General features: G+C 74.6%; 20 protein-coding genes. 14 read left to right on the plus strand and 6 right to left on the minus strand.

Annotated features, from left to right (window positions below; genetic code table 11):
- Positions 1-43: 43 nt before the first annotated feature.
- The 13 genes from ACFVU7_RS17735 (at position 44) to ACFVU7_RS17795 (ending at position 19,385) form a co-directional block, all read left to right on the plus strand.
- Positions 44-1,138, plus strand: coding sequence for a hypothetical protein (locus ACFVU7_RS17735; RefSeq protein ID WP_049657830.1), 1,095 nt, complete (start codon positions 44-46; stop codon positions 1,136-1,138).
- Between the two features lie 103 nt (positions 1,139-1,241).
- Positions 1,242-1,751, plus strand: coding sequence for a phage baseplate assembly protein V (locus ACFVU7_RS17740; protein WP_049657827.1), 510 nt, complete (start codon positions 1,242-1,244; stop codon positions 1,749-1,751).
- A 15-nt stretch (positions 1,752-1,766) separates the two neighbouring features.
- Positions 1,767-2,099 (plus strand): hypothetical protein, encoded by a 333-nt coding sequence (locus tag ACFVU7_RS17745; protein WP_074006030.1) that lies wholly within the window; start codon positions 1,767-1,769, stop codon positions 2,097-2,099.
- Between the two features lie 44 nt (positions 2,100-2,143).
- Positions 2,144-2,533 (plus strand): GPW/gp25 family protein, encoded by a 390-nt coding sequence (locus tag ACFVU7_RS17750; RefSeq protein WP_380741774.1) that lies wholly within the window; start codon positions 2,144-2,146, stop codon positions 2,531-2,533.
- Positions 2,530-5,817, plus strand: coding sequence for a putative baseplate assembly protein (locus ACFVU7_RS17755; protein ID WP_388045864.1), 3,288 nt, complete (start codon positions 2,530-2,532; stop codon positions 5,815-5,817). Before ACFVU7_RS17750 ends, ACFVU7_RS17755 begins: the two co-directional genes overlap by 4 nt.
- Positions 5,814-9,584: a putative baseplate assembly protein gene (locus ACFVU7_RS17760; RefSeq protein ID WP_388045866.1), complete on the plus strand. Its 3,771-nt coding sequence runs from the start codon at positions 5,814-5,816 to the stop codon at positions 9,582-9,584. Before ACFVU7_RS17755 ends, ACFVU7_RS17760 begins: the two co-directional genes overlap by 4 nt.
- 25 nt (positions 9,585-9,609) lie before the next feature.
- On the plus strand, positions 9,610-11,829 hold the full coding sequence (locus tag ACFVU7_RS17765; protein WP_388045868.1) for a hypothetical protein: 2,220 nt from the start codon (positions 9,610-9,612) through the stop codon (positions 11,827-11,829).
- A 56-nt stretch (positions 11,830-11,885) separates the two neighbouring features.
- Positions 11,886-13,301, plus strand: a complete 1,416-nt coding sequence (locus ACFVU7_RS17770) for a DUF6519 domain-containing protein (RefSeq protein WP_388045870.1) — start codon at positions 11,886-11,888, stop codon at positions 13,299-13,301.
- 272 nt (positions 13,302-13,573) lie between these two features.
- Entirely contained in the window at positions 13,574-13,666 is a 93-nt protein-coding gene (locus ACFVU7_RS17775; protein ID WP_310593099.1) for an Ms4533A family Cys-rich leader peptide, read from the plus strand.
- Between the two features lie 145 nt (positions 13,667-13,811).
- Positions 13,812-15,533, plus strand: a complete 1,722-nt coding sequence (locus ACFVU7_RS17780; RefSeq protein ID WP_388045872.1) for an ABC transporter substrate-binding protein — start codon at positions 13,812-13,814, stop codon at positions 15,531-15,533.
- Between the two features lie 32 nt (positions 15,534-15,565).
- A complete protein-coding gene (locus tag ACFVU7_RS17785) occupies positions 15,566-16,630 on the plus strand; it encodes an ABC transporter permease (RefSeq protein WP_387823752.1) in 1,065 nt (354 codons plus the stop codon).
- Positions 16,627-17,616: an ABC transporter permease gene (locus ACFVU7_RS17790; RefSeq protein ID WP_049651523.1), complete on the plus strand. Its 990-nt coding sequence runs from the start codon at positions 16,627-16,629 to the stop codon at positions 17,614-17,616. Before ACFVU7_RS17785 ends, ACFVU7_RS17790 begins: the two co-directional genes overlap by 4 nt.
- A 71-nt stretch (positions 17,617-17,687) precedes the next feature.
- Positions 17,688-19,385 (plus strand): ABC transporter ATP-binding protein, encoded by a 1,698-nt coding sequence (locus tag ACFVU7_RS17795; RefSeq protein ID WP_388045904.1) that lies wholly within the window; start codon positions 17,688-17,690, stop codon positions 19,383-19,385.
- An 80-nt stretch (positions 19,386-19,465) separates the two neighbouring features.
- Here the strand turns inward: ACFVU7_RS17795 and ACFVU7_RS17800 are convergent, their stop codons facing one another.
- The 5 genes from ACFVU7_RS17800 to ACFVU7_RS17820 all read right to left on the minus strand — a co-directional run bounded on the left by ACFVU7_RS17800 (position 19,466) and on the right by ACFVU7_RS17820 (position 23,842).
- Entirely contained in the window at positions 19,466-20,194 is a 729-nt protein-coding gene (locus ACFVU7_RS17800) for a nicotinamide riboside transporter PnuC (RefSeq protein ID WP_388045874.1), read from the minus strand.
- 244 nt (positions 20,195-20,438) lie between these two features.
- Positions 20,439-20,864: a riboflavin kinase gene (locus ACFVU7_RS17805; protein ID WP_074006036.1), complete on the minus strand. Its 426-nt coding sequence runs from the start codon at positions 20,862-20,864 to the stop codon at positions 20,439-20,441.
- A complete protein-coding gene (locus tag ACFVU7_RS17810) occupies positions 20,857-21,402 on the minus strand; it encodes a flavin reductase family protein (protein ID WP_388045876.1) in 546 nt (181 codons plus the stop codon). The genes ACFVU7_RS17805 and ACFVU7_RS17810 overlap by 8 nt, the downstream gene beginning before the upstream one ends.
- 37 nt (positions 21,403-21,439) lie before the next feature.
- Positions 21,440-22,786, minus strand: a complete 1,347-nt coding sequence (locus tag ACFVU7_RS17815; RefSeq protein ID WP_074006037.1) for an NtaA/DmoA family FMN-dependent monooxygenase — start codon at positions 22,784-22,786, stop codon at positions 21,440-21,442.
- 75 nt (positions 22,787-22,861) lie between these two features.
- On the minus strand, positions 22,862-23,842 hold the full coding sequence (locus ACFVU7_RS17820; RefSeq protein ID WP_082345694.1) for a ribokinase: 981 nt from the start codon (positions 23,840-23,842) through the stop codon (positions 22,862-22,864).
- Between the two features lie 125 nt (positions 23,843-23,967).
- On the opposite strand from ACFVU7_RS17820, the gene ACFVU7_RS17825 reads away from it, so the two are divergent.
- Complete coding sequence (locus tag ACFVU7_RS17825) at positions 23,968-24,960, plus strand: LacI family DNA-binding transcriptional regulator (RefSeq protein ID WP_049651518.1); 993 nt, start codon at positions 23,968-23,970, stop codon at positions 24,958-24,960.
- Positions 24,961-25,047: 87 nt separating this feature from the next.
- Here the strand turns inward: ACFVU7_RS17825 and ACFVU7_RS17830 are convergent, their stop codons facing one another.
- Positions 25,048-26,394, minus strand: a complete 1,347-nt coding sequence (locus ACFVU7_RS17830; RefSeq protein ID WP_049651517.1) for an MFS transporter — start codon at positions 26,392-26,394, stop codon at positions 25,048-25,050.
- Positions 26,395-26,652 lie beyond the last annotated feature (258 nt).

A 26,652-nucleotide genomic window follows, 5' to 3' on the forward strand; every position in this document is an offset into this window, starting at 1 on the left:
GACGGGGGGTGGGGCGATCGGGTCGATCCACCTGAGCCTGTTGATGGGGCCGCAGATTCCGGTGCCGGTGCCGCAGCCGGTGACCGACGCGCTGCTGTCGGCGCAGGTGACGGTGGCGTCGGGGCAGCGCAGCGGGTTCCAGTTGGCCTTCGACCTGTCGAAGAACGGGCTGATCAACACCGCGCTGCTGCCGGGCGGTTTCTTCGACCCGAAGATCAGGGTCGTGCTGATGGCGGTGGTCACGGGGACGCCGGCCGTGCTGATGGACGGGGTGATCATCCGCCAGGAGGTCGGGATCAGCAACCAGCCCGGCCAGTCCACGCTCACCGTCACCGGTGAGGACCTGACGGTGCTGATGGACCTGGAGGAGCAGGCCGGCGTGCCCTTCCCCGCGATGTCCCCGGCGGCCCGGGTCGCCGCGATCATCGGCAAGTACGGGCAGTACGGCATGGTGCCGCTGGTCGTCCCGGAGCTGGTGCCGCAGACGCCGATGCCGACCCGGCGGATCGACTTCCAGAAGGGCACCGACCTCGGCTACGTCAACGAGCTGGCGAAGGCGAACGGTTACGTGTTCTACCTGGACCCCGGGCCGGTCCCGGGGATGAGCCGCGCCTACTGGGGGCCGGAGGTCCGGCTGGGCGTCCCGCAGCACGCGCTGAACGTGAACATGGACGCGCTGTCCAATGTCGACCAGCTCACCTTCGCCTTCGACGGCACCGCCCGCGAGGAGCCGGAGGCGCGCATCCAGCTGCCGGCGACCAAGGTGTCGACGATCCTGCCGGTGCCGGAGGTCAGCATCCTGCGGCCGCCGCTCGCGCTCAGGCCGGCGCCGGCGTTGAAGAAGAAGGTCATCGCCGACACCGCCAAGAAGGACACCTCGCAGGCCGTCGCCGAGACGATCGCCAAGGCGATGCAGTCGGCGGACGCCGTCTCCGGCTCGGGCCAGCTCGACGTCGTCCGGTACGGGCACGTGCTGCGGCCGCGCGAACTGGTCGGCGTCCGAGGGGCCGGGATCACCTACGACGGGCTGTACTTCGTCAAGAGCGTCACCCACAACCTCAAGCGCGGCTCGTACACCCAGAACTTCACGCTGGCCCGCGAGGGCCTGATCGCCCTCCAGCCGACCGTCGTCCCGTAACACCGAAGTCCCGCAGCACCGCACCACCAAAGCACCGCAGCACCGCAGCACCGCAGAGCGTCGAAGTCCCGCAAGGCCGCCCCGACCAGCAGGAGTTGCCAGCATGGCCGAACCGACCCGCTACCTCGGCAAGTACCGGGGAACGGTGGTGACCAACACCGACCCGCTCGGGATCGGCCGCATCCAGGCCCAGGTGCCCGACGTCCTGGGCGACGCCGTGTCGACCTGGGCGATGCCGTGCTTCCCGGTGGCCGGCCCGGGCATGGGGCACTACGCCGTGCCGCCGGTCGGGGCGGGCGTGTGGCTGGAGTTCGAGCAGGGCGACCAGAGCTACCCGATCTGGACGGGCTGCTGGTACGGCTCCGCATCGGAGGTCCCGGTGGAGGCGACGACGGGGCCGCCGGGCGTCCCGAACATGGTGCTGGAGACCTCGGGGCGGCGGGTGATCGTGCTGTCCGACGACCCGACCACGGGGATCACGCTGCGCATCCCGAGCGGGGCCTCGATCGTGATCAACGACTCGGGCATCCGGATCAGCAACGGCCAGGGCGCCTCGATCGCGCTGGTCGGCGCCACCGTGACCATCAACCAGGACGCCCTGAGCGTGACCTGACGGGGGGAGATTGTCTTGTCCGGAAAACTGCTGCACGTCAATGCGACGGTGATCTGCCCGCACGGCGCCCAGGCGACGGCGGTGCCCGCCCAGGGCCGGGTGCTGGTCGCCGGGCAGGCCGTCACCAGCACGGCCGACCTGTACACCGTGACCGGCTGCCCGTTCACCGTGGCGGGGAAGCCGCAGCCCTGCGTCACGATCCGCTGGGTGCTGCCGTCCGCCCGGATCCGGGTGAACGGCTCGCCCGCGCTGCCGCAGTCCGCCACCGGGCTGTGCCAGAGCGCCGAGCAGATCCCTCAGGGGCCGCCGGTCGTCACCGTCGTCCAACAGCGGGCGGAGGGGGTATGAGCACCACGCGATCCACCCAACAGCCCGTCAGCGGCACCGAGTTGATGGCACCACCGCCAGGGCCCGCCCGGACGGACCTCGCCTTCCCGTTCCGGATCGACAGCCGCGGGCGCACCGCCGGGGCGGCGTACGACGACCATGTGCGCGACCTGATCGAGCAGTTGCTGTTCACCAGCCCGGGCGAGCGGGTCATGCACCCGGACTTCGGCTGCGGGCTGCTCGACCTGGTCTTCGCGCCGAACAGCCCGGAGCTGGCGGCCACCCTGCAGCTGTCCGTCCAGGCGGCGCTGCAGCGGTGGCTCGGCGATGTGATCGAGGTCGTCGCGCTCGACGTGGAGAGCGAGGACAACGTGGTGCGGGTCGAGCTGGCGTACGTCGTCCGCCGGACGGGCACCCGACGGCAGGACGTGTTCGAGGGCGGGGTGGCGGCATGACCGGCCAGACGGAATTCCCGACCTCACAGTGCGGCACGGAGCTTCGCCGGGCCGACGTGCGCGCGGCGCGGCTGCTGGGGCTGGACGGCGCCGAGCCGAGCGACGACGGGCGCACGCTGACGGTGACCTTCCTCGGCCGGGCGCCGGACGAGCTGGGCCCGGAGAACATCCGGGTCGACGGCGGCCGCCGGATCACCGGTCTGCGCGCCCTCGCGGTCGACATCGAGCGCGCGGACGACCCTGAGCTGGACGACCGGATGCTCGTCACCCTCGACCGGGCGGGCGACACCTCCCGCTACCGGCTGAGCGTGGTCCTGGCGGACGCGTACGGCCGGCCGGGCACCCGCCCGTTCCCGGGCTTCGACCCGCGGTACGCGCACACCGGGTTCTCCTTCGGCGCCGACCGCCCGTCCCCGTACGACTGCCGCACCGACGAGGGCTGTCCGCCCGCCGTCCGGCCGGCCCCGGTCATCGACTACACCGCGCGCGACTACGAGAGCCTGCGCCGGCTCGTGCTGGACCGGATGAGCCTGACCGTCCCCGGCTGGACCGAGCGGCACCTGCCCGACCTCGGCGTCACCCTGGTCGAGCTGCTCGCCTACACCGCCGACCAGCTCTCCTACCAGCAGGACGCGGTGGCCACCGAGGCGTACCTCGACACGGCCCGCCGCCGGGTGTCGGTGCGCCGGCACGTCCGGCTGGTCGACTACGCGGTGCACGACGGCTGCAACGCCCGGGCGTTCGTCGCGCTGGCGGTGGACCGCTCCGTCACCCTGCGGTCCGGCACCTTCCGGTTCGCCGCCGTCGACGTCGGCCGGCTGGGCCCGCAGGAGCGCCCGGAGCTGTCCACGGTGATCCCGGACGAGGACCTGGACGTGCTCGCCCGCACCGCCGCCGTGGAGGTGTTCGAGCCGCTCGGCGGGGCGGACCTGGTGCTGCACCCCGCGCACAACACCATCCGGTTCTGGACCTGGGGCGACCAGGACTGCGTCCTGCCCCGGGGCGCGACCTCCGCCACCCTCCGCGACGACCGGCCCGACACCGACCCGTGCCCGCGCGAGGACCGGCCCGGGGCGGCCCCGCGCGAGGACACCGCCCCGCCCGGCGACCGGCCCGGCACCGACAAGCCCGAGCCCCGCACCCGCCACCTGGCGCTGCGCCCCGGCGACCTGCTGGTCATCGAGGAGGTCCTCGGCCCGCGCACCGGCGCGCCCGCCGACGCCGACCCCGCGCACCGCCAGGCCGTCCGGCTCACCTCCGTCACCCCGCTGGTCGACGAGCTGTACGACCAGCCCGTGCTGGAGGTCACCTGGGCGCCGGAGGACGCGCTCGCCTTCCCGGTCTGCCTGTCCTCCCACGGCGGCAGCGACTGCGGCCCGATCGCCGACGTGAGCGTCGCCCGCGGCAACGTCGCCCTGGTCGACCACGGCCGTTCGCTCACCTTCTGCGGCGGCGCCCCGGAGGCCTTCCCGGTGCCGCCGGAGCCGGTCCGTACGGCGCCCTGCGGGCCGGGCGGGTGCGGTTGCGAGGACCGCGCCGAGGGCAGCCCGGCGGCGGAGGCGATCCGGGAACTGCTCGACCAGGCCCGCGACGGCCGCCAGCTCGGCCCGGAGCAGGTCCGCGCCCTGGACGCGCTGCTCGGCGAGGCGGCGGTGCGGCGGGCCGGGCTGAGTGTGCTGCTCGCGCCCGGCGCGACCGCGGAGGGTGAGGACGGCGAGGGCGCGGTGGTGGAGCCGCCCACGGCCGACGCCCAGGCGGCGGCGCTGGAGACCCTGCTCGACCAGACCCGCTACCCCGTGCTGCCGCAGCCCTTCCGTCCGCTGCTGCGCTACGCGCCGGTGACCCAGGCGGCCGCCTACCCGGACCGGGCGCACGTCTGCGCCGGGCAGGCCGCCCTGCTCGCCGGCGTTCCGGAGCGGGTCCGGCTGCGGCTGGAGGGGCTGTGGCACCGGGCGTGCGACGGCCACCACCTCTCCCGGGCCGAACTCGCCGAACTAACCGTGCTGTTCGGCGCCCGGGTGGTGCAGGAGCTGCGGCTCGCGGAGCGGCCCGCCGCCGGGCTGCGCGAGCTGCTGGCCCGCCGCACCGGCCTGCTCGCCGCCAAGCTGCGCCGCCTGGAGGTGCTCACCGCGCGCGCCCGCTCCGGCGGGGTGCTCGGGCGGCCCACCGTCTGGGAGGTGGCCCAGAGTTGGGGCGCCCGGTACGCCGCCGGGCTCGACCCCGACTCCCCCGCGCTGGCCGGCCCCGCGGCCGGGATCGCCGTCCAGGACCCGCGCGCCGCCCTGCCCGAGGTCCGGGCCGCCTCGGCGGGCCAGGAGTGGACGCCCCGCCGGGACCTGCTCGCCGACGGCCGCCGGGACCGGCACTTCGTGGGCGAGCTGGAGGACGACGGGCGCCTCGCGCTGCGCTTCGGCAACGGCCGCCACGGCCTGCCGCCCGCACCCGGCGGCACGCTGGAGGTCGCGTACCGGATCGGCAACGGCACGGCCGGGAACGTGGGCGCGGAAGCCGTCAACCACCTGGTGGTCTGCCGGGACCGGCCGCCCCAGTCGAACCGGCGCGGCGCCGCCGCCCGGCCGCAGGAGGCGGTGCGGCTGGTCCGCAACCCGCTGCCCGCGACCGGCGGGGTCGAGCCCGAACCGGTCGACCAGGTCCGCCGGCTCGCCCCGCTGGCCCTGGGCCGCACCAGGCTGCGCGCCGTCACGGCCGCCGACTACGCGGAGCTGGCCGCCGCCCTGCCGGGCGTCCGGCGGGCCGCGGCCGCGCTCCGCTGGACGGGCAGTGTGCAGGAGGTGCACGTCGCCGTCGAGCCGTTCGGGCAGGCGGTGGCCGGCCCGGCCCTGCTGGAGGCGGTCGGGCACGGTCTGGAGGCGTACCGCCGGATCGGCCACGACCTGGTCGTCCGGCCCGCCCTGCTGGTGCCGATCGACCTCGAACTGCGGGTCTGCGCCGCCGCCGGCTACCAACGCGGCCACGTCCTGGCCGAGTTGCGCCGGGTGCTCGGCAACCGCGCCCTGCCGGACGGCCGGCTCGGCTTCTTCCACCCGGACGCGCTGGGCTTCGGCGAACCGGTGCGGGTCTCCAGGCTGGTGGCCGCGGCGGCCGCCGTGCCGGGCGTCGTCAGCGCTGAAGTGACCAGGCTGCGGCGGCAGTTCGGACGGGAGGACGGCGAGCTGGACGACGGGCTGCTGCGGCTCGGCGCGCTGGAGATCGCCGCGTGCGACAACGACCCCGACCGGCCGGAGAACGGCCGGCTCTCGATCGTCCTCGGAGGTGGCCGATGAGCGGCCAGTGCACCTGCGGCTGCGCGGGCACCGCCACCGCGACCCCGGTCCCGGTGTTCAACCCGCCCGGACTGGACGCCATCGGCTACCGGGTCGGCCGCTACGGGGAGTTCCTCGACAGCCTGCTCGCCCGGCTGTCCGGCCCCGCCTACCCGGCGCTGCGCGACCTGACCGTCCGCACCCCGGACGACCCGGCGATCGCGCTGCTGGACGCCTGGGCCGTGCTCGCCGACCTGCTCACCTTCTACTCGGAGCGGATCGCCAACGAGGGCTACCTGCGCACCGCCACCGAGGAGGACTCGCTCGCCCTGCTCGGCCGGCTGGTCGGGCACCGGCCCCGGCCCGGCGTGGCCGCCGACACCTACCTCGCCTACTCGCTCGACCACGACCCGAGGGCGGCCGAGGACCCGACCGTGGTGGTCCCGCGCGGCGCCCGCAGCCAGAGCGTCCCCGGCCCCGGCGAGGACCCGCAGTCCTTCGAGACCGCCGAGGACCTCCCCGCCCGCTCGGCCTGGAACGAACTGGCCGTGCTGCGCCGCCGCCCGTACCAGCTGACGCCCGGCCAGCTGAACCCCGGCGGACGCGCCGAGCTCTTCGCCGCCGGCACCGCGAACAACCTGCGGCCCGGCGACCGGCTGCTGTTCGTCTTCAGCGCCGACAAGGCCGCCGACCCGGTCCACCGGATGCTGCGGCTGGTGCCCGAGGTGCGGCTCGACCGCGACAACGACGTCACGGTGATCGGGCTGCCCCGGGACCTGCGCACCCTCAAGGACCTGCGCGCCGAACTCGCCGACTGGATCACCGTCTCCGAGTCCGCCCCGAACCCGAGGCCCGGGCACAGCCGGATCGTCCGGGACTTCGACGAGCAGGTGCTCGCCCCGCTGCGCGCCGACCTCGACCGGCCGTCCGGCCCGCTGGGCACCCCGGCCGAGTTCGCCGACCGGCTCGCCCCGGTGGTCGACCGGGCCGCCGAGGCCGCCGAACTGGGCCACGCCCAGCAGCCGGTGGCCGACTGGTTCGGGCACCTCGGCGATGAGCTGACCGGCCTGCGGGACCGCGCCCACCAGCTGGAGCCGCCGCAGGCCCCCGACAAGCCCGGGCCCCCCGGCCCCGGCACCGCCGACCCGGCCGTCCGCGGACTCGGCTCGCTGCTGGCCGCGCTGCGCACCGCCCCCACCCGGCCCCCGCTCAGCGCGCGGGACCTCGCCCGCGACCCGCAGCGCCTGTTCGCGCCCGGCTCGGACCTCGGCGCGCAGCTGCTGTCCGCGCTCGACCCCCGGCTGCGCGACGGCCTCTACCCCGCCTGGCGGCAGGTCGACCTGACGGCGCCGCTGGCCGTGCACGAGATCCAGGCGATGCGGGTGGTCGCCACCCCGTTCGGCGCCACCGCGCCGCTCAAGCCCGTCTACGGCACCGACGGCCGGATCGACCGCTACGTGGACTGGCCGCTCTCCGGCAGCACGCTGGTCAGCGTCCGGATCGCCTTCGACGACGCCGGCGCCGTCCCGAAGACCGCCGACTTCACGTACGTCGAGGCGGGCAGCCTGGTGCACAGCGGGTTCTCGCTGCCGTGGGACCACACCTTCCCGTTCGGGCCGGGCCAGGTCAAGATCGTCACCACCGAGCCGACGGCACCGCCCGTACCGCCGCCGTCCGCCCTGCGGACCACCGTACCCGCGCCCGCCCCGGAGCCCGGCGTCAGCGCCCAGCTGCTGGCCGAACTGCCGGAGCGCACGGTCTTCGTGTCCCGCCCCCAGGCCGACGGCCGCGTGCACGTGAAGGTCGAGGGCGGGCCCGGCCCCGCGCTCGACTACCAGCTCGACCCAGGCCAGGAGCGGACCGGCGAGTCCGGCGAGCTGAACGTCCGGGTGCACCGCTACGCCGGCACCGACCAGTCGGCACCGGCCGTCGAGGTGGCCCTCACCACCAAGCTGCAGCCGGTCTCCGGCACGGTGCTCACCCTCGACGCCGTGTACGACCAGATCGCGCCCGGCAGTTGGGTGGTGATCCAGCGCCCCCGCAAGGGCCTCGACGGCGGCATCCCGGGCAGCCGCGACCTCGCCGAGGTCATCACCCGGGTCACCGACGTGCGCGTGGTCTCCCGCGCCGACTTCGGCATCACCGGGAAGGTGACCGAACTCTCCCTGCAGCAGCCCTGGTTGGACGACCAGGACACCCAGCTCTCGCACCTGCGGGACGCCACCGTCTACGCCCGCGGCGAGTCGCTGCGGCTCGCCGACGAGCCCGTCACCGAGGACGTCCGCGGCGACCGGATCGAACTCGCCCGGCTCTACGACGGGTTGACCCCCGGCCGGTGGATCGCGGTCAGCGGCGAGCGGACCGACCTCCCGCACACCACCGGCGTCCGCGGCACCGAACTGGCCATGATCGCCGGCGTCGAGCAGGGCGTCGACCCGCTCCTGCCCGGGGACACCGTCCGCACCACCGTCACGCTCAGCGCCCCGCTCGCCTTCCGCTACCGGCGCGAAACCGTCCAGGTCCTCGGCAACGTCGTCCGCGCCACCCAGGGCGCCACCCGCGACGAGGCGATCGGCAGCGGCGACGCGGGCGTCCCCGGCCAGCGCTTCACCCTCTGGCAGTCGCCGCTCACCTGGCTGGCCGCCGACACCCCCGGGGGCGCGCGCAGCACCCTGGAGGTCCGGGTCGACGGGGTGCTCTGGCACGAGGTCGACAGCCTCACCGGACGCGGCCCGGACGAACGGGTCTACGTCACCGCGACCGCCGCCGACGGCCGCACCACCGTCACCTTCGGCGACGGCGTGCACGGCTCGCGCCTGGCCACCGGCCGGGAGAACGTCCGCGCCCGCTACCGGATCGGCATCGGCGAGAGCGGCAACGTCGGCGCCGGCCGGATCACCCAGCTCACCACCCGCCCGCTCGGCGTCTCCGCCGTCGTCAACCCGCTGCCCGCCACCGGCGGCGCCGGACCGGACGGACCGGGCCTGGCCAGGCGCACCATCCCGCTCGCCGTCACCGCCCTGGACCGGCTGGTCTCGGTGCCCGACTACGAGGACTTCACCCGCTCCCGGGCCGGCATCGGGCGCGCCAGCGCCACCCGGCTCTCGGACGGCCGGCGCGAGCTCGTCCACGTCACGGTCGCCGGGGTGGACGACATCCCGCTCGCCGCCGACTCCGACCTGCTCCGCACCCTGCGGTCCTCGCTCACCGCCTACGGCGACCCGCGGCTGCCCGTCCGGGTCGCCGTGCGCGAGCTCGTCCTGCTGGTCGTCGCCGCGGGCGTCAAGGTCGCCCCGGACCACTCCTGGGACCTCGTCGAACCGGCGGTGCGCCGCACCCTGCTCGACCGGCTCGGCTACGCCGGACGCCAACTCGGCCAGCCCGCCCACCTGTCCGAGGTGCTCGCCGCCGCCCAGGCCATCCCCGGCGTGGACCGGGTGGACGTCGACGCCTTCACCGGCGTGCCCGGCAGCCTCACCCCGGACGGCCTGGAGAACCTCGCCGCCCGGCTCGCGCGGCCGCAGCCGACGGTCCCGGCCCGGCTCGCCCGCTACGAGGAGCAGCGCTACCGGGTGCGGGACGCCGCCGGCGAGACGCTCACCGACATCGCCGCCCGCAACGGCGTCCCGCTCGCGGAACTGCTGCGCCTCAACCCGGCCGTCACCGACACCCGCCCGCTGCCGGCCGGCCGCGTGGTGACGGTGTTCCGCGGCATCCGGCCGGCCCAACTCGCCGTACTGGCACCGGACCTGCCCGACACGTTGATCCTCAAGGAGATCCGCGGATGAACCAGCGCATCCATCGGAGGTGGGCATGACCAGGGACCCGGACGGGCTGCTGGAGCTGCTGCCCCAGTGGCACCGGCTGCGGGACGCCGACGCGGGCGAGCCGCTGCGCGCCCTGCTGGCCGTCATCGCCGAACAGGTGGACGTCGTCCGCGGCGGCGTCGACCAGGGCTACCAGGACTGGTTCGTGGAGACCGCCGCCGACTGGGCCGTCGCCTACCTCGGCGACCTGGTCGGCTACCGGATCCTGCCCGGCTACGAGGAGGTGCTCGCCACCGGCCTGCACGGCGAGGCCTCCGCCGAGCGGATCGCGGCCCGCGACCGGCTCGCCGCCCGGCTGGCGCCCCGCCAGGACGTCGCGAACACGGTCGCCAACCGCCGCCGCAAGGGCACCCTCGCCCTGCTGGAGGAGCTGTCCGCCTCGGTCGCCGACTGGCCTGCCCGCGCCGTGGAGCTCTCCCGGCTGCTCGCCGGCACCCAGCCGGTGCGGCTGCTGCGCCCGGACGAGGAGCCGGCCGACCGGCAGCGGCTGGGCCGGGGCCGGCTGGTCGACGTCCGGCGCGGCGCGGCGCTGGACCTGCTCGGCGGGCCCTTCGACGGCCAGGCGCACACCGTCGACGTCCGCCGGGCCGCCTCCCCGCGCCGCCAGGGCGGCTACACCCCGGCCGGTGTCGCCCTGTACGTGTGGCGGCTGAAGCCGTACCCGGTGACCCGGGCGCCGGCCTACTGCGTCGACCGGGCCAGGAACCTCTTCACCTTCTCGGTCCTCGGCAACGACGCCCCGCTGGTCACCCGGCCCGAGCCGGGGCCGGCCGGCGCGCACCCCGCGACGGCCGACACCGTGCCGGCCCCGATCCGGCGCCGGCAGCTGGCCGAGCGCACGGCCGACTACTACGGGCCCGGCAAGAGCTTCGCCATCTGGCGCGACGGCTCCCCGGAGCCCGTCCCGCCCGCCGAGATCGTGGTGGCCGACCTGACCGACTGGACCTACCGGCCCAAGCGCGGCCAGGTCGCCGTCGACCCGCTGCTCGGCCGGATCGCCTTCGGCGCCCGCTCCGCCCCGCGCCGCGGCGTCTGGGTCGACTACCACTACGCGTTCGGCGACGACACCGGCGGCGGCGAGTACCCGCGCGACCGCCCGGAGGCCCGGCACCGGACGCTCTACCAGGTCGGCCCCGGCCGGCCGTTCGAGCGGATCAACGACGCGTACGAGCAGTGGCGCGCCGACCAGCGGGACGGCACCGCGGGCGGCTCCGCCGTCATCGAGATCACCCACAGCGGCGCCTACCAGGAGCAGTTGGACTTCGACCTGGAGGCCGACGACCGGCTCGAACTGCGCGCCGCCGAGGGCGCCCGGCCGGTGATCCGGCTGCTCGACTGGTACAGCAACCGGCCGGACGCGCTCAACGTCCGGGGCACCTGCGCGGGCGGGCGGCTCGTCCTGGACGGCCTGCTGGTCACCGGTCGCGGGGTCAACGTCACCGGGCCGCTCGCCTCCGTCACGCTGCGGCACTGCACCCTGGTGCCGGGCTGGTCCCTGGAGCCGCACTGCGAACCGCACGCGCCGCAGGAGCCCAGCCTGGTGCTGGACCACACCACGGCCTGCGTGCGGATCGAGCGCAGCATCCTGGGCACGATCCAGGTCGTCGGCGACGAGGTGGACGACGACCCGTTGGAGATCCACCTGGCCGACAGCATCCTGGACGCCACCGGGCCGGACCGCCCGGCGCTCTCCGGGCCCGACTGCGAGCACGCCTACGCGGTGCTGCACGCGCACCGCTCCACGGTGGTCGGCGAGGTGCACACCCACGCGGTGCGGATCGCCGAGGACAGCGTCTTCACCGGCCGGATGCGGGTGGCCCGCCGCTCGCTCGGCTGCCTGCGGTTCTGCTACGTGCCCCCGGGCTCGCGCACCCCCCGCCGGTACGAGTGCCAGCCCGACCGGGTGCGCTCGGCGGTGACCGAGCTGGTCGAGCGCGGCGAGCTGGACCCGGCGCGGGCCGAGCGGCTGCGCGAGACCGAGGCGCAGCGGGTGCGCCCGCTCTTCACCAGCCTCCGGTACGGCACGCCCGGCTACGGCCGGCCGGCCGCCGGTTGCGCGCCGGAGATCACCCGCGGCGCCGAGGACCGCTCCGAACTGGGCGCCTTCCACGACCTGTTCCAGCCCCAGCGCGAGGACAACCTGCGGGCGCGGCTGGCCGAGTACACCCCGGCCGGCACCGACGCCGGCCTCTTCTTCGCCACCTGACCGACCCCTGACCGACTCCCAACCGACTGAAGACCGTTGACTGTGAGAGGGACCCCGTGCACGCAGACTTCTCGCGCCTGACCTTCCGGCCCGGCAGGCACTACTCCGCGGTGCTGACCCAGCAGGGCCGGGTCCAGCTCGACGCCGACGCCAACGAGCAGGCCGCGATCGAGCGCCACCAGCTGCGCACGCTCGCCACCGACCTGATCGGCCGGCGCGGCGGGCCCGCCGGCGCGGCCGGGTTCGCGATCGGCTACCTGCCGGGCAACCACGACCTGGACGACCTCGCCATCGGCGGCGGCCGGTACTACGTGGACGGCGTCCTGTGCGAGGCCGACCGGCCCGGGCCCGGCACCGCCGTGCCCGACGACGGCGTCTGGGGCGCCGAGACCCGGGAGGCGCCCGCCGGCTGGACGTACTGGGACCAGCCGGACGCCTACCGGGACCAGGAGCGCCCCGGCGACCGGCTGCCCGACGCGTTCCCGTTCCTGGTCTACCTGAAGGTCTGGGAGCGCAGTGTCACCGCCGTGGAGGACCCGGAGATCCGCGAGGTCGCGCTCGGCGCGGCGATGCCCGACACGGCGGCCCGGGCCAAGGTCGTCTGGCAGGTACTGGCCCTTCCCGCCTCGGAGTTGAACGTGCCGGACGGCGGTCCGTCCCGGGTGCTGGAGGCCTTCGACGCCTGGGCCGCGCCCCGCGAACGGCCCTCCTCCTGGCTGGCCGCGCGGGCCCGGCGGCCGGAGCGGGCCGGCGAGGACCCGTGCCTGGCGCACCCCGAGGCCGGCTACCGGGGCCCGGAGAACCAGCTGTACCGGGTGGAGGTCCACCACGGCGGTTCGGCCGAGGGCGGCGCCACCTTCAAGTGGTCCCGGGAGAACGGCTCGGTCGTCCTCCCGATCGCCTCGGTCGAGGGCGTCTGGGTCGCCCTGGACACGCTGGGCGACGACGACAAGCTCGGCCTCTCGGTGGGCGACCGGGTCGAGGTCGCGGACAGCGCGTACGTCAGCCGGGACGAGGCGGCGAACCTGCTCCAGGTGGAGGAGATCGACCTGCCGGGCCGCCGGGTGCGGCTGTCCGCCGAGCCGGTCCCGGGGGTCGGGCGGCTGTCCGAGCTCCACCCCTTCCTGCGCCGCTGGGACCACCGGGAGGCCCGCGGCCGGGACGCCCTGCCCCTGGCCGGCGGCGCCCTGCAGCTCGCGGAGGGCGCCTGGCTCGACCTGGAGGACGGCGTCCAGGTGTACTTCCGGCCCGGCGGCGCCTACACCCGGGGGGACTACTGGCTGGTCCCCGCCCGGACCGCCACCGGGTCGGTGGAGTGGCCGCGGAACGCGGCCGGCGAGGCGCTGCTCCAGGAGCCGGCCGGGGTCCGGGTGCACCACGCCCCGCTCGCCTGGGTGAAGGGCCCGACCACCGTCGTCGACCTCCGCCAGACCTTCGCCCCGCTGACGGCCACCGCCCGCTCCGAGATCTGATCGGCCGGGGCGCGACGGCGGGCGCGGCAGGGCCGTCGGCGTCCTCGAGCCGAGGGCCGCGGGCCCGGGTGGGGGCGTCGACGGCGAAATGTGAACCGGCCACGCCCCCCACCCGCGCACATCGGCCATCCCACCGATACGTCGCGGACATTCCCGGTGTTCGCGGTGTTCGTGGTGTTCCCGGTGCCCCCGGTGTTCGCGGTGTTCACGTGTTGTCCGAATGGTGGTCGGGCTTTTTGACATCCTCCTTATCGTCATACATTCTTCTCGGCATGTCTGACCGTCACCCGATCACGTGCGCCGCCATCGAGCTGGCGCTGATCGGCGTGGCCGCGCACTGCGTTTCCGACAATCTCTGTCGCTGAATCCTCCCTGTCCCGACGCGTTTAGCGGTGATCGCCGCGTCGGGGCGTCGCCCCCTGCTGCGGGCGCGGTGCCGCTCACTTCCCCAGGCCTCACTGTCGCCCGCCTTCCTCCGTACACCATCGGTAGCGAAAGGCCCCCTTTCCGATGTCTCGAACCACCACCTTCACCCCTCGCCGCCTCGCCACGGCGACCGTCACCGTCGCACTGGTCGTCGGGCTGGCGGCGTGCGGACCGAAGGCCGACGGCGGTGGAGGCTCCGGCAAGGACGCCGCGCCGCAGCAGGGCGGCACCCTCACCGTCCTCAACCAGAACCCGCAGGACCAGTTCGACCCCGCGCGGCTCTACACCTCCGGCGGCGGCAACGTCCCCTCCCTGGTCTTCCGCACCCTCACCACCCGCAACCGGGCCGACGGCGCGGCCGGCACCAAGGTCGTCCCGGACCTCGCCACCGACACCGGCACCCCGTCGGAGGGCGCGACGGTGTGGACGTACCACCTCAAGGACGGCCTGACGTTCGAGGACGGTTCGCCGATCACCACGGCCGATATCAAGTACGGCATCGAAAGGTCATTCGCCCCCGAACTCTCGGGCGGTGCACCGTTCCTGAGGGACTGGCTGGTCGGCGCCGCGGACTACCAGGGCCCGTACAAGGACGCGCGCGGTCTGGACGCCATCGAGACGCCGGACGAGAAGACCATCGTCTTCCGCCTCAACAAGCCCGAGGGCGACTTCCCGTACCTCGCCACCCAGACGCAGTTCGCCCCCGTCCCGAAGGCCAAGGACACCGGGACGAAGTACCAGGAGCACCCCGTCTCCTCCGGCCCCTACCAGGTCGTCAAGAACGAGAACGACGGCGCCCACCTCGTCCTCAAGCGCAACCCCAACTGGTCGGCGGCGACGGACGACCAGCGCAAGGCGTACCCGGACACCATCGACGTGCAGTCCGGGCTCGACCCGGCGGTGATCAACCAGCGGCTCTCCGCCGGCACCGGCGCCGACGCGGCCGCCGTCACCACCGACACCAACCTCGGCCCCTCCGAGCTCGCCCAGGTGAAGGACGACAAGTCGCTCGCCGCGCGCGTCGGCACCGGCCACTTCGGCTACGTCAACTACCTGGCGTTCAACCCGAAGGTCAAGCCCTTCGACGACCCCAAGGTCCGGCAGGCCGTCGCCTACGCGATCAACCGCACCTCGGTCGTCAACGCGGCCGGCGGCTCCTCGCTCGCCGAGGCCGCCACCACCTACCTGCCCGCCCAGGAGACCTTCGGGCACACGCCGTACGACCCGTTCCCGGCCGGTGCCACGGGCAACCCGGCGAAGGCCAGGGAGCTGCTGAAGGAGGCCGGCTACCCGGACGGCCTGACCATCACGCTCACCCACTCCAGCGCCACCGGCAAGGGCTACGGCCCGGACCTGGCCGCCGCCGTCCAGGACGGCCTGAAGGCCGCCGGGATCACCGTCCAGCTGGAGGCCCTGGACTCCACCCGGTACTCCAAGACGATCCACACCGTCGGCACCGAGCCCGGCCTCTTCCTCTCCGGCTGGGGCGCCGACTGGCCGTCCGGCGGCCCGTTCCTGGCCCCGATCTTCGACGGCCGGCAGATCGTCACCGACGGCTACAACTTCAACTCCGCGCAGCTGGACGACCCTTCGGTGAACGACGAGATCGACCAGATCAACAAGATCACCGATCACGCCGAGGCCGCCAAGCGCTGGGGCGCCCTGGACAAGCGGATCGGCGACCAGGCCCTCACCGTCCCGCTGTTCCACCCCGTCTACAAGCGGCTGTCCGGCAAGGACGTCCGCAACATCGTCATCAGCGACTGGACCGGCGTCCTCGACATCTCCCAGGTCGCGGTCAAGTAGCGGACGGGACCGGACGGATCGATCGGACAACCATGGCTCCACAGCAACCCCGAGCCGGGGAGGCCCCCGCGGCCTCCCCGGCCGCCGGGGGACCACAGGTGTGGCGGCGGCTGCTCGCGCGGCGCGCCGCCCTCACCGCCGGCCTCGTCATCGTCCTGCTCGTCCTGATCGCCGCGGCGGCACCGCTGCTCAGCGCGATCGAGGGCCAGGACCCCACCAGCTACCACAACGACCTGCTCGACTCGGCGGCCGGCGGGGTGCCCACCGGCTCCTTCGGCGGCGTCAGCGCCGAGCACTGGCTCGGCGTCGAACCCGGCACCGGACGGGACGTGTTCGCCCGACTGGTGCACGGCGCCCGGATCTCGCTGCTCGTCGCCGTCGGCGCCACCCTCGTCCAGGTCGCGATCGGCGTCCTGCTCGGCCTCGCCGCGGGCCTCGGCAACCGGTGGCTCGACCAGCTGATCGGCAACACCACCGAGGTGATGCTCGCGCTGCCCACGCTGGTCTTCGCCATCTCGCTGATGGCGGTCGTGCCCCCCGGCTTCCCCCGCCCGCTGCTGCTGACCCTGGTCATCGGGCTGCTGGGCTGGGCCGGCACCGCACGGGTAGTCCGGGCGCAGACGCTCAGCCTCCGGCAGCTCGACTACGTGGCCGCGGCCCGGCTGGCCGGCGCCACCCGGTGGCGGATCGCCCGCCGGGAGCTGCTGCCGTCCCTGGCCGCGCCGGTCATCACCTACGCGGCGGTGCTGCTGCCGTCCAACGTGGTCGCCGAGGCCGGGCTGTCCTTCCTCGGGGTGGGCGTCAAGCCGCCGACCTCCTCGTGGGGCCAGATGCTCTCCGGGGCGACCACCTGGTTCCGCGCGGACCCGATGTACGTGCTGCTCCCCTCCGCGCTGCTGTTCACCACCGTGCTCGCCTTCACCGTGCTCGGCGACGCCGTCCGCACCGAGCTCGACCCCCGTGCGGCCTCCCGGCTGCGGGTCGGTACGGCGCGCGGCGGCTCCGGTCCGTCGAAGGCCGGCCCCTCGGGTGCCGTTCCGTCGAGCGCCGGTCCGTCGAGCACGGGCCGGGGCCCCTCCGAGGAGGCCACCGCATGACCCGCTTCCTGCTCCGCAAGGCCGTCGGCATGCTCGGCGTCCTGCTCGTCCTCTCCCTGGTCGTCTACGCGGTCTTCTACATCGCCCCCGGCGACCCGGCCCAGCTCGCCTGCGGCGAGAAGTGCAGCCCCGCCCAGGTCGCCCAGGTGCGCGAACGGCTGGGCCTCGACGCGCCCGTCTACCTCCAGTACGCCCACTTCCTCCAGGGCGTCGTCGCCGGCCGCGACTTCAGCGCCGGGACGGGCCTGCTGCACTGCCAGGCGCCCTGCCTGGGCATCTCCTACCGCAGCGGCGAGCAGGTCACCGACATGATCACCGCCCGGCTCCCGGTGACGGCCTCGCTGGCGCTCGGCGCGATGGTGCTCTGGCTGGTCCTCGGGGTCGGCACCGGGCTGGTCTCCGCGCTGCGCCGGGGCCGGCTCAGCGAGCGGCTGCTGACCGCGCTGACGCTGGCCGGCAGCTCCATCCCGGTCTTCGTCATCGGCCTGGTGCTGCTCATCGTCCTGTGCGCCCAGCTCCAGTGGCTGCCGTTCCCGAGCTACGTGCCCCTCACCGAGGACCCGCAGCAGTGGTTCTGGGGACTGCTGCTGCCCTGGGTCTCGCTGGCGCTCATCGAGTCCGCGAAGTACGCCCGGCTGACCCGCTCCTCCATGCTGGAGACCCTCGCCGACGACCACATCCGGACCTTCCGGGCGTACGGCGTCAGCGAGCGGCACCTGGTGACCAGGCACGCGCTGCGCGGCGCGCTCACCCCGGTGATCGCGCTGACGGCCATCGACCTCGGGACGATGTTCGGGTCCGCCGTGCTGACCGAGTCGCTCTTCGGCCTCCCGGGGCTCGGCAAGCTGCTGGTCACCTCGGTCGGCCTGATCGACCTGCCGACCGTCGTCGGCCTCACCCTCGTCACCGGGTTCTTCGTGGTCCTCGCCAACGTCATCGCGGACGTGCTCTACGCGGTGACCGACCGAAGGGTGGTCCTGACGTGAGCGCCGGAACCCTGAGCCCGGAGCCCCTGAACCCGGAACCCCCGAGCCCCGGCCCCCGGGGCCCCGAGCCCCTGGCCGCCGAAGCCCGGGGCGAGGCCCTGGTCGACGTCCGGGACCTGGTCGTCGACTTCCCGGTCGGCGACGGCCACGTCCGCGCCGTCGACGGCGTGGGCTTCACCATGGAGGCCGGGCAGGCGCTCGGCATCGTCGGCGAGTCCGGCTCCGGCAAGAGCACCGTCGCCTACGGGCTGCTCGGCCTGCACCGCGGCACCGGCGCCCGGATCGGCGGCTCGGTGCGGGTCGCCGGCGTCGACGCCGTCACCGCCGAGGGCGACGAACTCCGGTGCCTGCGCGGCGGGTTGGCCGCCATGGTGTTCCAGGACCCGCTCTCCGCCCTCGACCCGTACTACGCGGTGGGCGACCAGATCGCCGAGGTCGTACGGGTGCACCGGGACGTCTCCCGCCGGGCCGCCCGGGCCCGGGCCGTCGAGGTGCTCGACCGCGTGGGCATCGCCGACGCCGCGCGGCGCTCGCGGTCGCGTCCGCACGAGTTCAGCGGCGGCATGCGCCAGCGGGTGCTGATCGCGATGGCCCTGGCCTGCGAGCCGCGGCTGCTGGTCGCCGACGAGCCGACGACCGCGCTGGACGTCACCGTCCAGGCCCAGATCCTCGACCTGCTGCACGAGTTGCGGGCCGAGACCGGCGCCGGGCTGGTCCTGGTCACCCACGACCTGGGCGTGGTCGCCGGGAGCGTCGACCGGGTGCTGGTGATGAAGGACGGCCGGGCCGTGGAGCACGGGCCGGTCGCCGAGGTGCTCGGCGCTCCGCGCGAGCCGTACACCCGCGCGCTGCTGTCGGCGGTGCCCCGGGTCGACGCGCCCGCCGAGCCGGCCGAGCCGGCCAGGTCGGCCAAGCCGGCTGGGCCCGCCGGGGACGAGGTCCTGCTCGAAGCCGTCGACCTGCGCCGGGAGTTCGCCACCCGCGGCGGCCTCACCCGGCGCACCGGCCCGGTGACCGCCGTGGACGGCGTCTCGCTCACCGTACGGGCCGGCGAGACGCTGGGCGTGGTCGGCGAGTCCGGCTCCGGGAAGACCACGCTCGGGCGGATGCTCGTCCGGCTGCTGGAGCCGACCGGCGGCCGGCTGCACTACCGCGGCCGGGACATCGGAGCGCTCGGGGAGAAGGAACTGCGCCCGATCCGGCGGGAGTTGCAGATGGTCTTCCAGGACCCGGTGTCCTCGCTCAACCCGCGCCGCAGCATCGGCGAGTCCATCGCCGACCCGCTGCGCATCGCCGGGGAGAGCGACGAGCGCCGCATCCGCAGCCAGGTCGGCGAACTCCTCGAACGCGTGGGGCTCGACGCCGACTGGTACCACCGCTACCCGCACGAGTTCTCCGGCGGGCAGCGACAGCGGGTCGGCATCGCCCGCGCGCTGGCGCCCCGACCGCGGCTGATCGTCTGCGACGAACCGGTCTCCGCGCTGGACGTCACCACCCAGGCCCAGGTGGTCGAGCTGCTCGGCGAGTTGCAGCGCGACCTCGGCCTCGCGCTGGTCTTCATCGCCCACGACCTCGCCGTGGTCCGGCAGGTGAGCGACCGGGTCGCGGTGATGCGGGCCGGGCGGATCGTGGAACAGGGCGACGCCGACACGGTGTACGACTCCCCCCAGCACGCCTACACCAAGGGCCTGTTGACCGCCGTCCCGGTCCTGGACCCGGCCGAGGCGACCGCCCGCCGCCACGCCCGCCTGGCCTCCGCCGGCGCCTGACCGCCGACCGCCCGGCCCGGGTCGCACCTCGCGGGGTGCGACCCGGGCCGGGCGGTCGCGTACAGGTTCATGACGAACCATCAGTTGGTCTTGGTGACCCTGGAGTTGGCACCTTCACCCGCGCGGCCTTCGTCCCGGCCCTCGACCAGGACGGCGGGCTCCAGCGGCGAGGCGATCTCCTGCGGCCCGCTGCGGGACGCCCAGTCGCGGATGCCGAGCACCACCATCACGAAGAAGATCCCGTAGACGATGCCGGAGAAGTACAGCTCGGAGTGGACCGCGAGCGGCACGCCCACCAGGTCGACGGCCAGCCAGACGAACCAGAACTCCACGTAGCGGCGGGCCTGGCTGTACATGGCGAGGATCGAGCCGACGAAGATCCAGGCGTCCGCGAGGACCATCCACCACGGCGCCCCGGGGTAGAACGAGGCGTCCGTCCCCTTCAGCACCGCGCCGAACGCGGCCGTCCCCGCCACCATCGCGGCCGCCAGCACGGCGCGTTCCTGCCACGACGCCCAGCGGACGTTGATGGTGCCTTCCTGCTCGCGGCTGCGCTTCCAAGTCGCCCAGCCCCAGGAGGCCGAGACGATGATGACGATCTGCCGGGCGGCGTTGCCGCCGAGGTGCACGTTCAGGCTGGCGATCAGCAGCAGCACCGAGCCGAGGATCTGCACCGGCCAGGCCACCAGCGAGCGCCGCAGGGCGAGCCAGACGGTGGCGAGCGCCAGGATGTTGCCCAGGAAGTCGGACCAGTAGACGGGGAGGCCGAAGAAGTCGAACTGCTCGTTCAACCAGTGGAACGCGCTCATGACTCACACCTTTGTTCGTGCGGAGCGAGGTGGGGGAAGGGGCGGTCGGCCCCGCCGAAGCGGGGGGTGCGGGGCCGACCGGGCTCGTGGCGCGGGACGCGGGGTCGCGGGGGAAGCGGGGGCGCGCGCCGGGCAGGTGAAGGACGGTGCGAAGAGGTGGTGCGGGCGGATCAGAAGAGAACGGTTCAGGAGAGAACGGTTCCGGAGAGAACGGTTCCGGAGAGAACGGTTCCGGAGAGGCGCTTCAGGAGAGGACGGCGAGCACGTGCCGTCCGTGCTCGGAGTCCAGCAGGGCCTCGGAGCGGCGGACGTCCTCCCGGGCGGCGAGCAGCAGCTCGTCGACGGAGGCGAACCGCTCGGTGCCCCGGATACGGGCGACGAACCAGAGCTCGACGCGCTCGCCGTACAGGTCGCCCGGGGTGTCGTGGCAGTACACCTCGGTGTGGATCTCGGAGGTGTCGCAGAAGGTGGGGTTGGTGCCGACGCTGATCGTCGCGCGGTGCACGGTGCCGCTCGCGCGGCGGGCCAGCCAGCCGCTGTAGATCGCGGGCGGCGGGGCGGGGGTGCCGGGGTCGGGGGCGATGTTGGCGGTGGGGAAGCCCAGCCCCCTCCCTCGGCCGGCACCGTGCACCACGGTGCCGGACAGGGGGGCCGTCGGGGTGTCAGCCATGGGGGGTGAGCTCACGGAACTGGCTGGTGTGGAAGACCAGCGGCTCCACTCCGGGGAACAGCTCGACGGTGAGCAGTTCCAGCAGGACGATCTCGTGGTCGCCGCCGTCGTACACCGCGTGCACCCGGGCGGTCAGCCAGAGCGCCGCGTCGTGGATCAGCACCGCGCCGTCCGGCGTGGCCTGCCAGCCGGTGCCGTCGAAGCGGTCGCCCGCGCGGGAGGCGAGCCGCCGGCAGAGCGCGCCCTGGCCGCGGCTGAGCACGCTCAGCCCCAGCTCCGGAGCCTCCCTCAGCCGGGGCCAGGTGGTGGAGGTGCGGGCCACGCTGACCGCGACCATCGGCGGCTCCAGCGAGATCGACACGAAGGAGCTGACCGCGAGCCCGACCGGTTCGCCGTCGCGCAGCGCGCCGAGCGCGACCACCCCGGTGGGGTAGGCCCCGAACGCCTGGCGCAGCGCCGCGCCGTCCAGCTCCGTACTGTTCGGCTGCTCCGCGGCGCTCGCCGCGGCCTCGGTCGGGTGGTGGGCGGGAGTGACCATGGTCGTCGCCGTCCTCTCGTCGCCGGTGCGGGGGGGGTCAGTGCCGGTACCGCGCGGCCGGGTGGCTGGCCGGCAGCGCCCGGTCGGACGCGCCGGTCAGCCGCTCGCGCAGCGACTCGCCCTCCGCGTACTCGCCGCGGAAGACGCCGCGGGCGCGCAGGATCGGCAGCACCGACTCGACGAACTCGACGGTGGACGCGGGCTGGACGGTCGGCGAGAGCAGGAAGCCGTCCAGGTCGGCGCCCTCCGCCAGGGCGCAGATCTCGTCGGCGATCTCCTCGGCGGTGCCGACCACCGGGCGGGCGCCGACGCCGTGGGTGTGCCAGTCGGCGAGCACGTCGCCGACGGTCTTGTCGGCGAACCGGGCGACCTGGGTCTGCGACATCTCGGTGGACAGCTCCGCCATCGGGGTGTCCGGCGCGTACGAGGACAGGTCGAGGCCGGTGAACATGGCGTAGCTGGCGACGGTGACCTCCGGGCGCTGGGCGTCCAGGACGCGCTGCCAGCGGCGTTCGGCGTCGGCGGTGGTGGCACCGATCACGCAGGAGAAGGCCGACATCACCTTGACCTCGTCGGCGCCGCGGCCGGCCCGGACGGCCTCCTCGCGGATCGCCGCGGTGTGCCCGGCGAGCTGTTGGACGGTGCCGCTGCCGACGAACATGCACTCGCCGTGCCGCCCGCCGACGCGGCGCCCGGCCGGGGAGGCGCCGGCCTGGAACAGCACCGGGGTGCCCTGCGGGGAGCGGGCGGTGTTGCCGTAGCCCTGCGAGCGGAAGTACGGGCCGTCGTGCTCGACCAGGTGGACCTTGGCCGGGTCGGCGAAGCGGCCGGCCTTGTCCTTCTCCAGGGCGTCGGGCTCCCAGGAGCCCTCCCAGTACTTGTAGACCAGGTCGAGGAAGTCCTCGGCCATCCGGTACCGGTCGTCGTGCGCCACCATGTCCATCCCGAAGGCCTTGACGGCGGTGTCGGCGGTGCCGGTGGTGACGATGTTCCAGCCGAGCCGGCCGCCGGAGAGCTGGTCCAGGGTGGCGAGTCGGCGGGCGAAGGCGTACGGCGGCTCGACCAGCACCGAGCCGGTCACCACCAGGCCGAGGTCGGTGGTGCTCGCGAGCAGGGCCGAGGCGATCACGAACGGGTCCAGGCGCGGCAGGTCGAGGGTCTCCTCGGTGGCGATCGGCGGGCGCACCCCGCCGATCTCCGACCAGCCCCAGGCGTCGGCCAGGAACAGGAAGTCAAGCTTGGCGTCCTCGCAGATCCGCGCGATGTCGCGCCAGTACCCGAGGGTGTCGAACAGGTGCCGGCGGCTGTCGGGGTGGCGCCAGGTGGCGGTGCCGCTCGCGTTGGTCTGGGCGTTCTCGAACAGTCCGAGCTTGAGGTTGCGCATGGGGTGTTCTCCGTTGAACTGGTGGTGCGGGGGAACCTGGGTGCTGAGCGGACCGGGCGTGGGGGCCGGGGACCGTCAGGGTGCTACGGGAACGGCGGGGGCGTCGAGGACCGCGCTGGTCGCGTCGGGGAGCGGGGCGGGTGCGCCGAGGGGGCCGGCGGCCGCGTCGAGCTGCGCCGCGGAGGGCATGGCGGACTGGGCGCCGAGCCCGGTGACGGCCAACGAGGCCGCGCGGACGGCCCGTTCGGCGGCGGCGAGCAGGTCGGCGCCGCGGGCGAGGGAGTCGGCGAGGGCTCCGCAGAAGGTGTCGCCGGCGCCGACGGTGTCGACGGCGTCCACGACGGGGGCCGGCAGGTGCACGGCGGGACGGCCGGGCTGTTTGACCAGCGCCCCGTCCGCGCCGAGCGTCACCACGACCGCCCGGCAGGGCAGGGCGGCCCGCTCCAGCAGTTCGCGCGCCCCGTCGGGGCCGGCGGGCGGCTCCGCGCCGAGCAGGGCGGCGAGTTCGCCGAGGTTGGGGACGAGGACGTCGACGGCGGCGAGCACCTCCGGGGCGACCGGGCGGGCCGGGGCCGGGTTGAGGACGACGGTGCCGCCCTGCTCCCGGGCCCGCAGCACGGCGGCGGCGACCACCTCGGCGGTGATCTCGTGCTGCACCAGGACCACCTCGCCCGCGGACCGGGCCAGCCGCTGCGGCAGGTCCGCGACGGACAGTTCGGCGTTGGCGCCCGGGTTGACCACGATGGTGTTCTCGCCGGCCCGGTCGACCACCACCGAGGCGATCCCGGTGGTGCTCTCGGGTGCCGGACGCACGGCCCCGACGTCCACCCCTTCGGCGGCGAGCGCCCGCAGGATGGCGTCGGCGTCCGGCCCGACCCGGGCGACCATCCGCACCCGCGAGCCGAGCCGGGCCGCCGCGACGGCCTGGTTGGCGCCCTTGCCGCCGACGCCCTCCACGAAGCCCCGCGCGAGCACGGTCTCGCCGGGTCGCGGCAGGTCCTCGACGGTCAGGACGAGGTCGCGGTTGATCGAACCGACGACGGTGATGGGCGGCATCTGCACTCCTTGGGAGATCGATCTCCCACACTGTGGACCAGGCCCCCGGAACCGTCAAGTACCCTCGTGCTGCGTATTCCGCGAGCTCAGCCGAGCCCGTTCCCGACCGCGAAGGACCGCCCTACGTGACAGCGCCCCGACTCCTCGACGTGGCCGCGGCCGCCGGTGTCTCCCGCGCGACCGCCTCACGCGTCCTGGCCGGCACCCAGCGCAACGTCGACCCCGAACTCGCCCGCCGCGTCGAGGAGGCCGCCCGGCACCTCGGCTACCGCACCAACCACTCCGCCCGGGCGCTGCGCACCGGCACCACGGGCACCATCGGCGTGGTCGTCCCCTCGCTCGCCAACCCGTACTTCGTCCAGCTCGCCGACGCCCTCGCCCAGCAAGTCCGCGCCGCCGGAGGGCAGTTGGTGGTCTCCGACGCCGCCAACGACACCGCCGTCGAGGCCGAGCAGATCGAGACCCTGCTCGGCGGCCGGGTCGACGGGCTGCTCGTCGTCCCGGTCTCCGCCGGCGCGTCCGGCCCCGCCGTCCGGGCCGCCGCCCAGCGCACCCCGGTCGTCCTGTTCGACCGCTGGGCCACCGGCTCCGGCACCGTGGCCGTCACCCTCGACAACACCGCCGCGATGCGGCTGCTCCTCGACCACCTCGAAGGCCTCGGCCGCCACCGGATCGCCCTGGTCGCCGCCGACCAGGCGTCCTCCTCCGGCGCGGAGCGCCTCGCCGCCTTCACCGGGGCCCGCGGCGCCGACGCCACCACCGTCCTGCTGCCCAGCTTCACCACCGACGCCGGGCGCACCGCGGGCCGCCGGATCGCCGAACAGCACGCCGGGATCGACGCCGTGGTCTGCGGGGCGGACGTCCTCGCGGTGGGGCTGGTCAGCACCCTGCAGCGCTCGGCGATCCCCGTCCCCGGCCGGATCGCCGTCACCGGCTTCGACGACACCGAGATGCTCGAACTCCTCGACCCGCCCATCACCTCGATCCGCCACCCGCTGACCGCCATGGCCGAGCGCGCCCTGACCCTCCTTCAGTCCCCGGCCCGTGAACGGTCGGAGCGGGTGGAGCGCTTCGCGCCGCAGCTGGTGGTGCGCTCCTCCACGGACGCCGACGCCTGAGCGGGCGAGAGGCGGCCCCGGTGTGCGGCGCGCACCCCGGGGCCGCCTCTCGGCGGGCCGCTCCGGCCTTCGACCGGGCGGGACCCCTCAGGCCTTCCGCCGCACCGCGATGACGGCCGCGCCCAGCACGCAGGCGACGGCGGCGGTGACGTAGGCGAGGTGGTAGCCGCCGAGCTGGTCCGAACTGGTCCCCGCGACCAGGACCATCACCGCCACGCCCGCGCTGGCGCCGATCTGCTGCGTCACGACGTTCACCGCGCCCGCGACGGCGTGCTGCTGCTCCGGGACACCGGAGAGCCCGGCCGTGGTCATCGAGGGGAAGTTCAGCCCCTGGCCGATGCCGCTGACCACCAGGCCGGGCAGCACGTGCAGCACGTAGTTCCCGTCCTGCGGCGTGCCCAGCCACAGCCCGGTGCCGACGCCGATCAGGACCAGGCCGACGGCCATCAGCGTCCGCGGGGAGTACGTGGCCAGCAGCCGGCCGGTGACGAAGTTGGCGGTGAGGAACACCGCCAGGGACATCGGCACCAGCGCCAGGCCGGACTCGGAGGGCGAGTAGTGCAGCATCCCCTGGAGGTACAGCGGGGCGAAGAACAGCATCCCGATCGAGCCCGTGTACTGGAGGAACGCCGACAGGCTCGCGTCCCGCACCGAGGCGATCCGGAAGAGGCCGAGCGGGAGCACCGGGTCGGCGGTGCGGTGCTCCCGGACGACGAACAGCACCAGGGAGACCGCCGCGGCGGCCAGGACGGTCCACGCCGTCGCGCCGCTGCTGCTCACGCCGACCACGAGCAGGGTGAGGCCGAGGGTGCCGGTGATCGCGCCGGGCAAGTCCAGCCGGCCGCGGTGACCGGCGCCGTCGGGCAGTCCGACGCGGGTCGCGGCCAGCACGCCGACCCCGATCAGCACCGAGAACCAGAGCACCGAACGCCAGCCGAAGAACTGGGTCAGGACGCCGCCCAGCAGCACTCCGCCGCTGAAGCTCACGGCGCCGACGGCCGTGTACACGCTGATCGCCCGGTTGCGGGCCGGGCCGACCGGGAAGAGCGCGGTGAGCAGGCCCAGCGCGGCCGGCCCCGACAGGGCGGCGCCGATCCCCTGGACGGCGCGCGCGCCCAGCAGCGTGACGGTGTTCGGGGCCACCGCCCCGACCAGTGCGGACACGGTGAACAGGGCGACGCCGACCTCGAACACCCGCCGCCGCCCGAGGACGTCGGCCAGCCGGCCGCCCACCAGCAGGAAGCCGGCGAAGGTGACGGCGTAGGCGGTCATCACCCACTGGAGCGTGGTCTCCCCCAGGTCGAAGCGCTCTCCGACGGACGGCAGGGCGGCGTTGAGCACGCCGAGACCGCTCACGTCCAGGGCGAACGCCCCGGCCAGCACGCCGAGCGCCAGCCCCGGCCGGCGGGCCGACTCGACCACGGTGGCGGTCATGCGGGCCCGCCCGGGAGCTCGCGGCCGAGCGCACGGCGCCGCGGGAGGGACCTTACTAAGGAGCTGTCGGCACTGGCTGACGATGCATCAAGATTCTCAACTGCCATGCGGTCAGCTTGCATTGATCGCTCATCCGCTGTCCACCCCGCCCGGCGCGCATGGTACCGGCAGTCGGCCCTTCCCCAGGTCATTCGATTTCCGTCGACCTCTACCCGACGGCGGCACCCATCACACATTCGTACATCTGTTGCATCGAGG

It is taken from the genome of Kitasatospora sp. NPDC058046, from assembly GCF_042885595.1.
In the GTDB taxonomy this organism is placed as follows: domain Bacteria; phylum Actinomycetota; class Actinomycetes; order Streptomycetales; family Streptomycetaceae; genus Kitasatospora.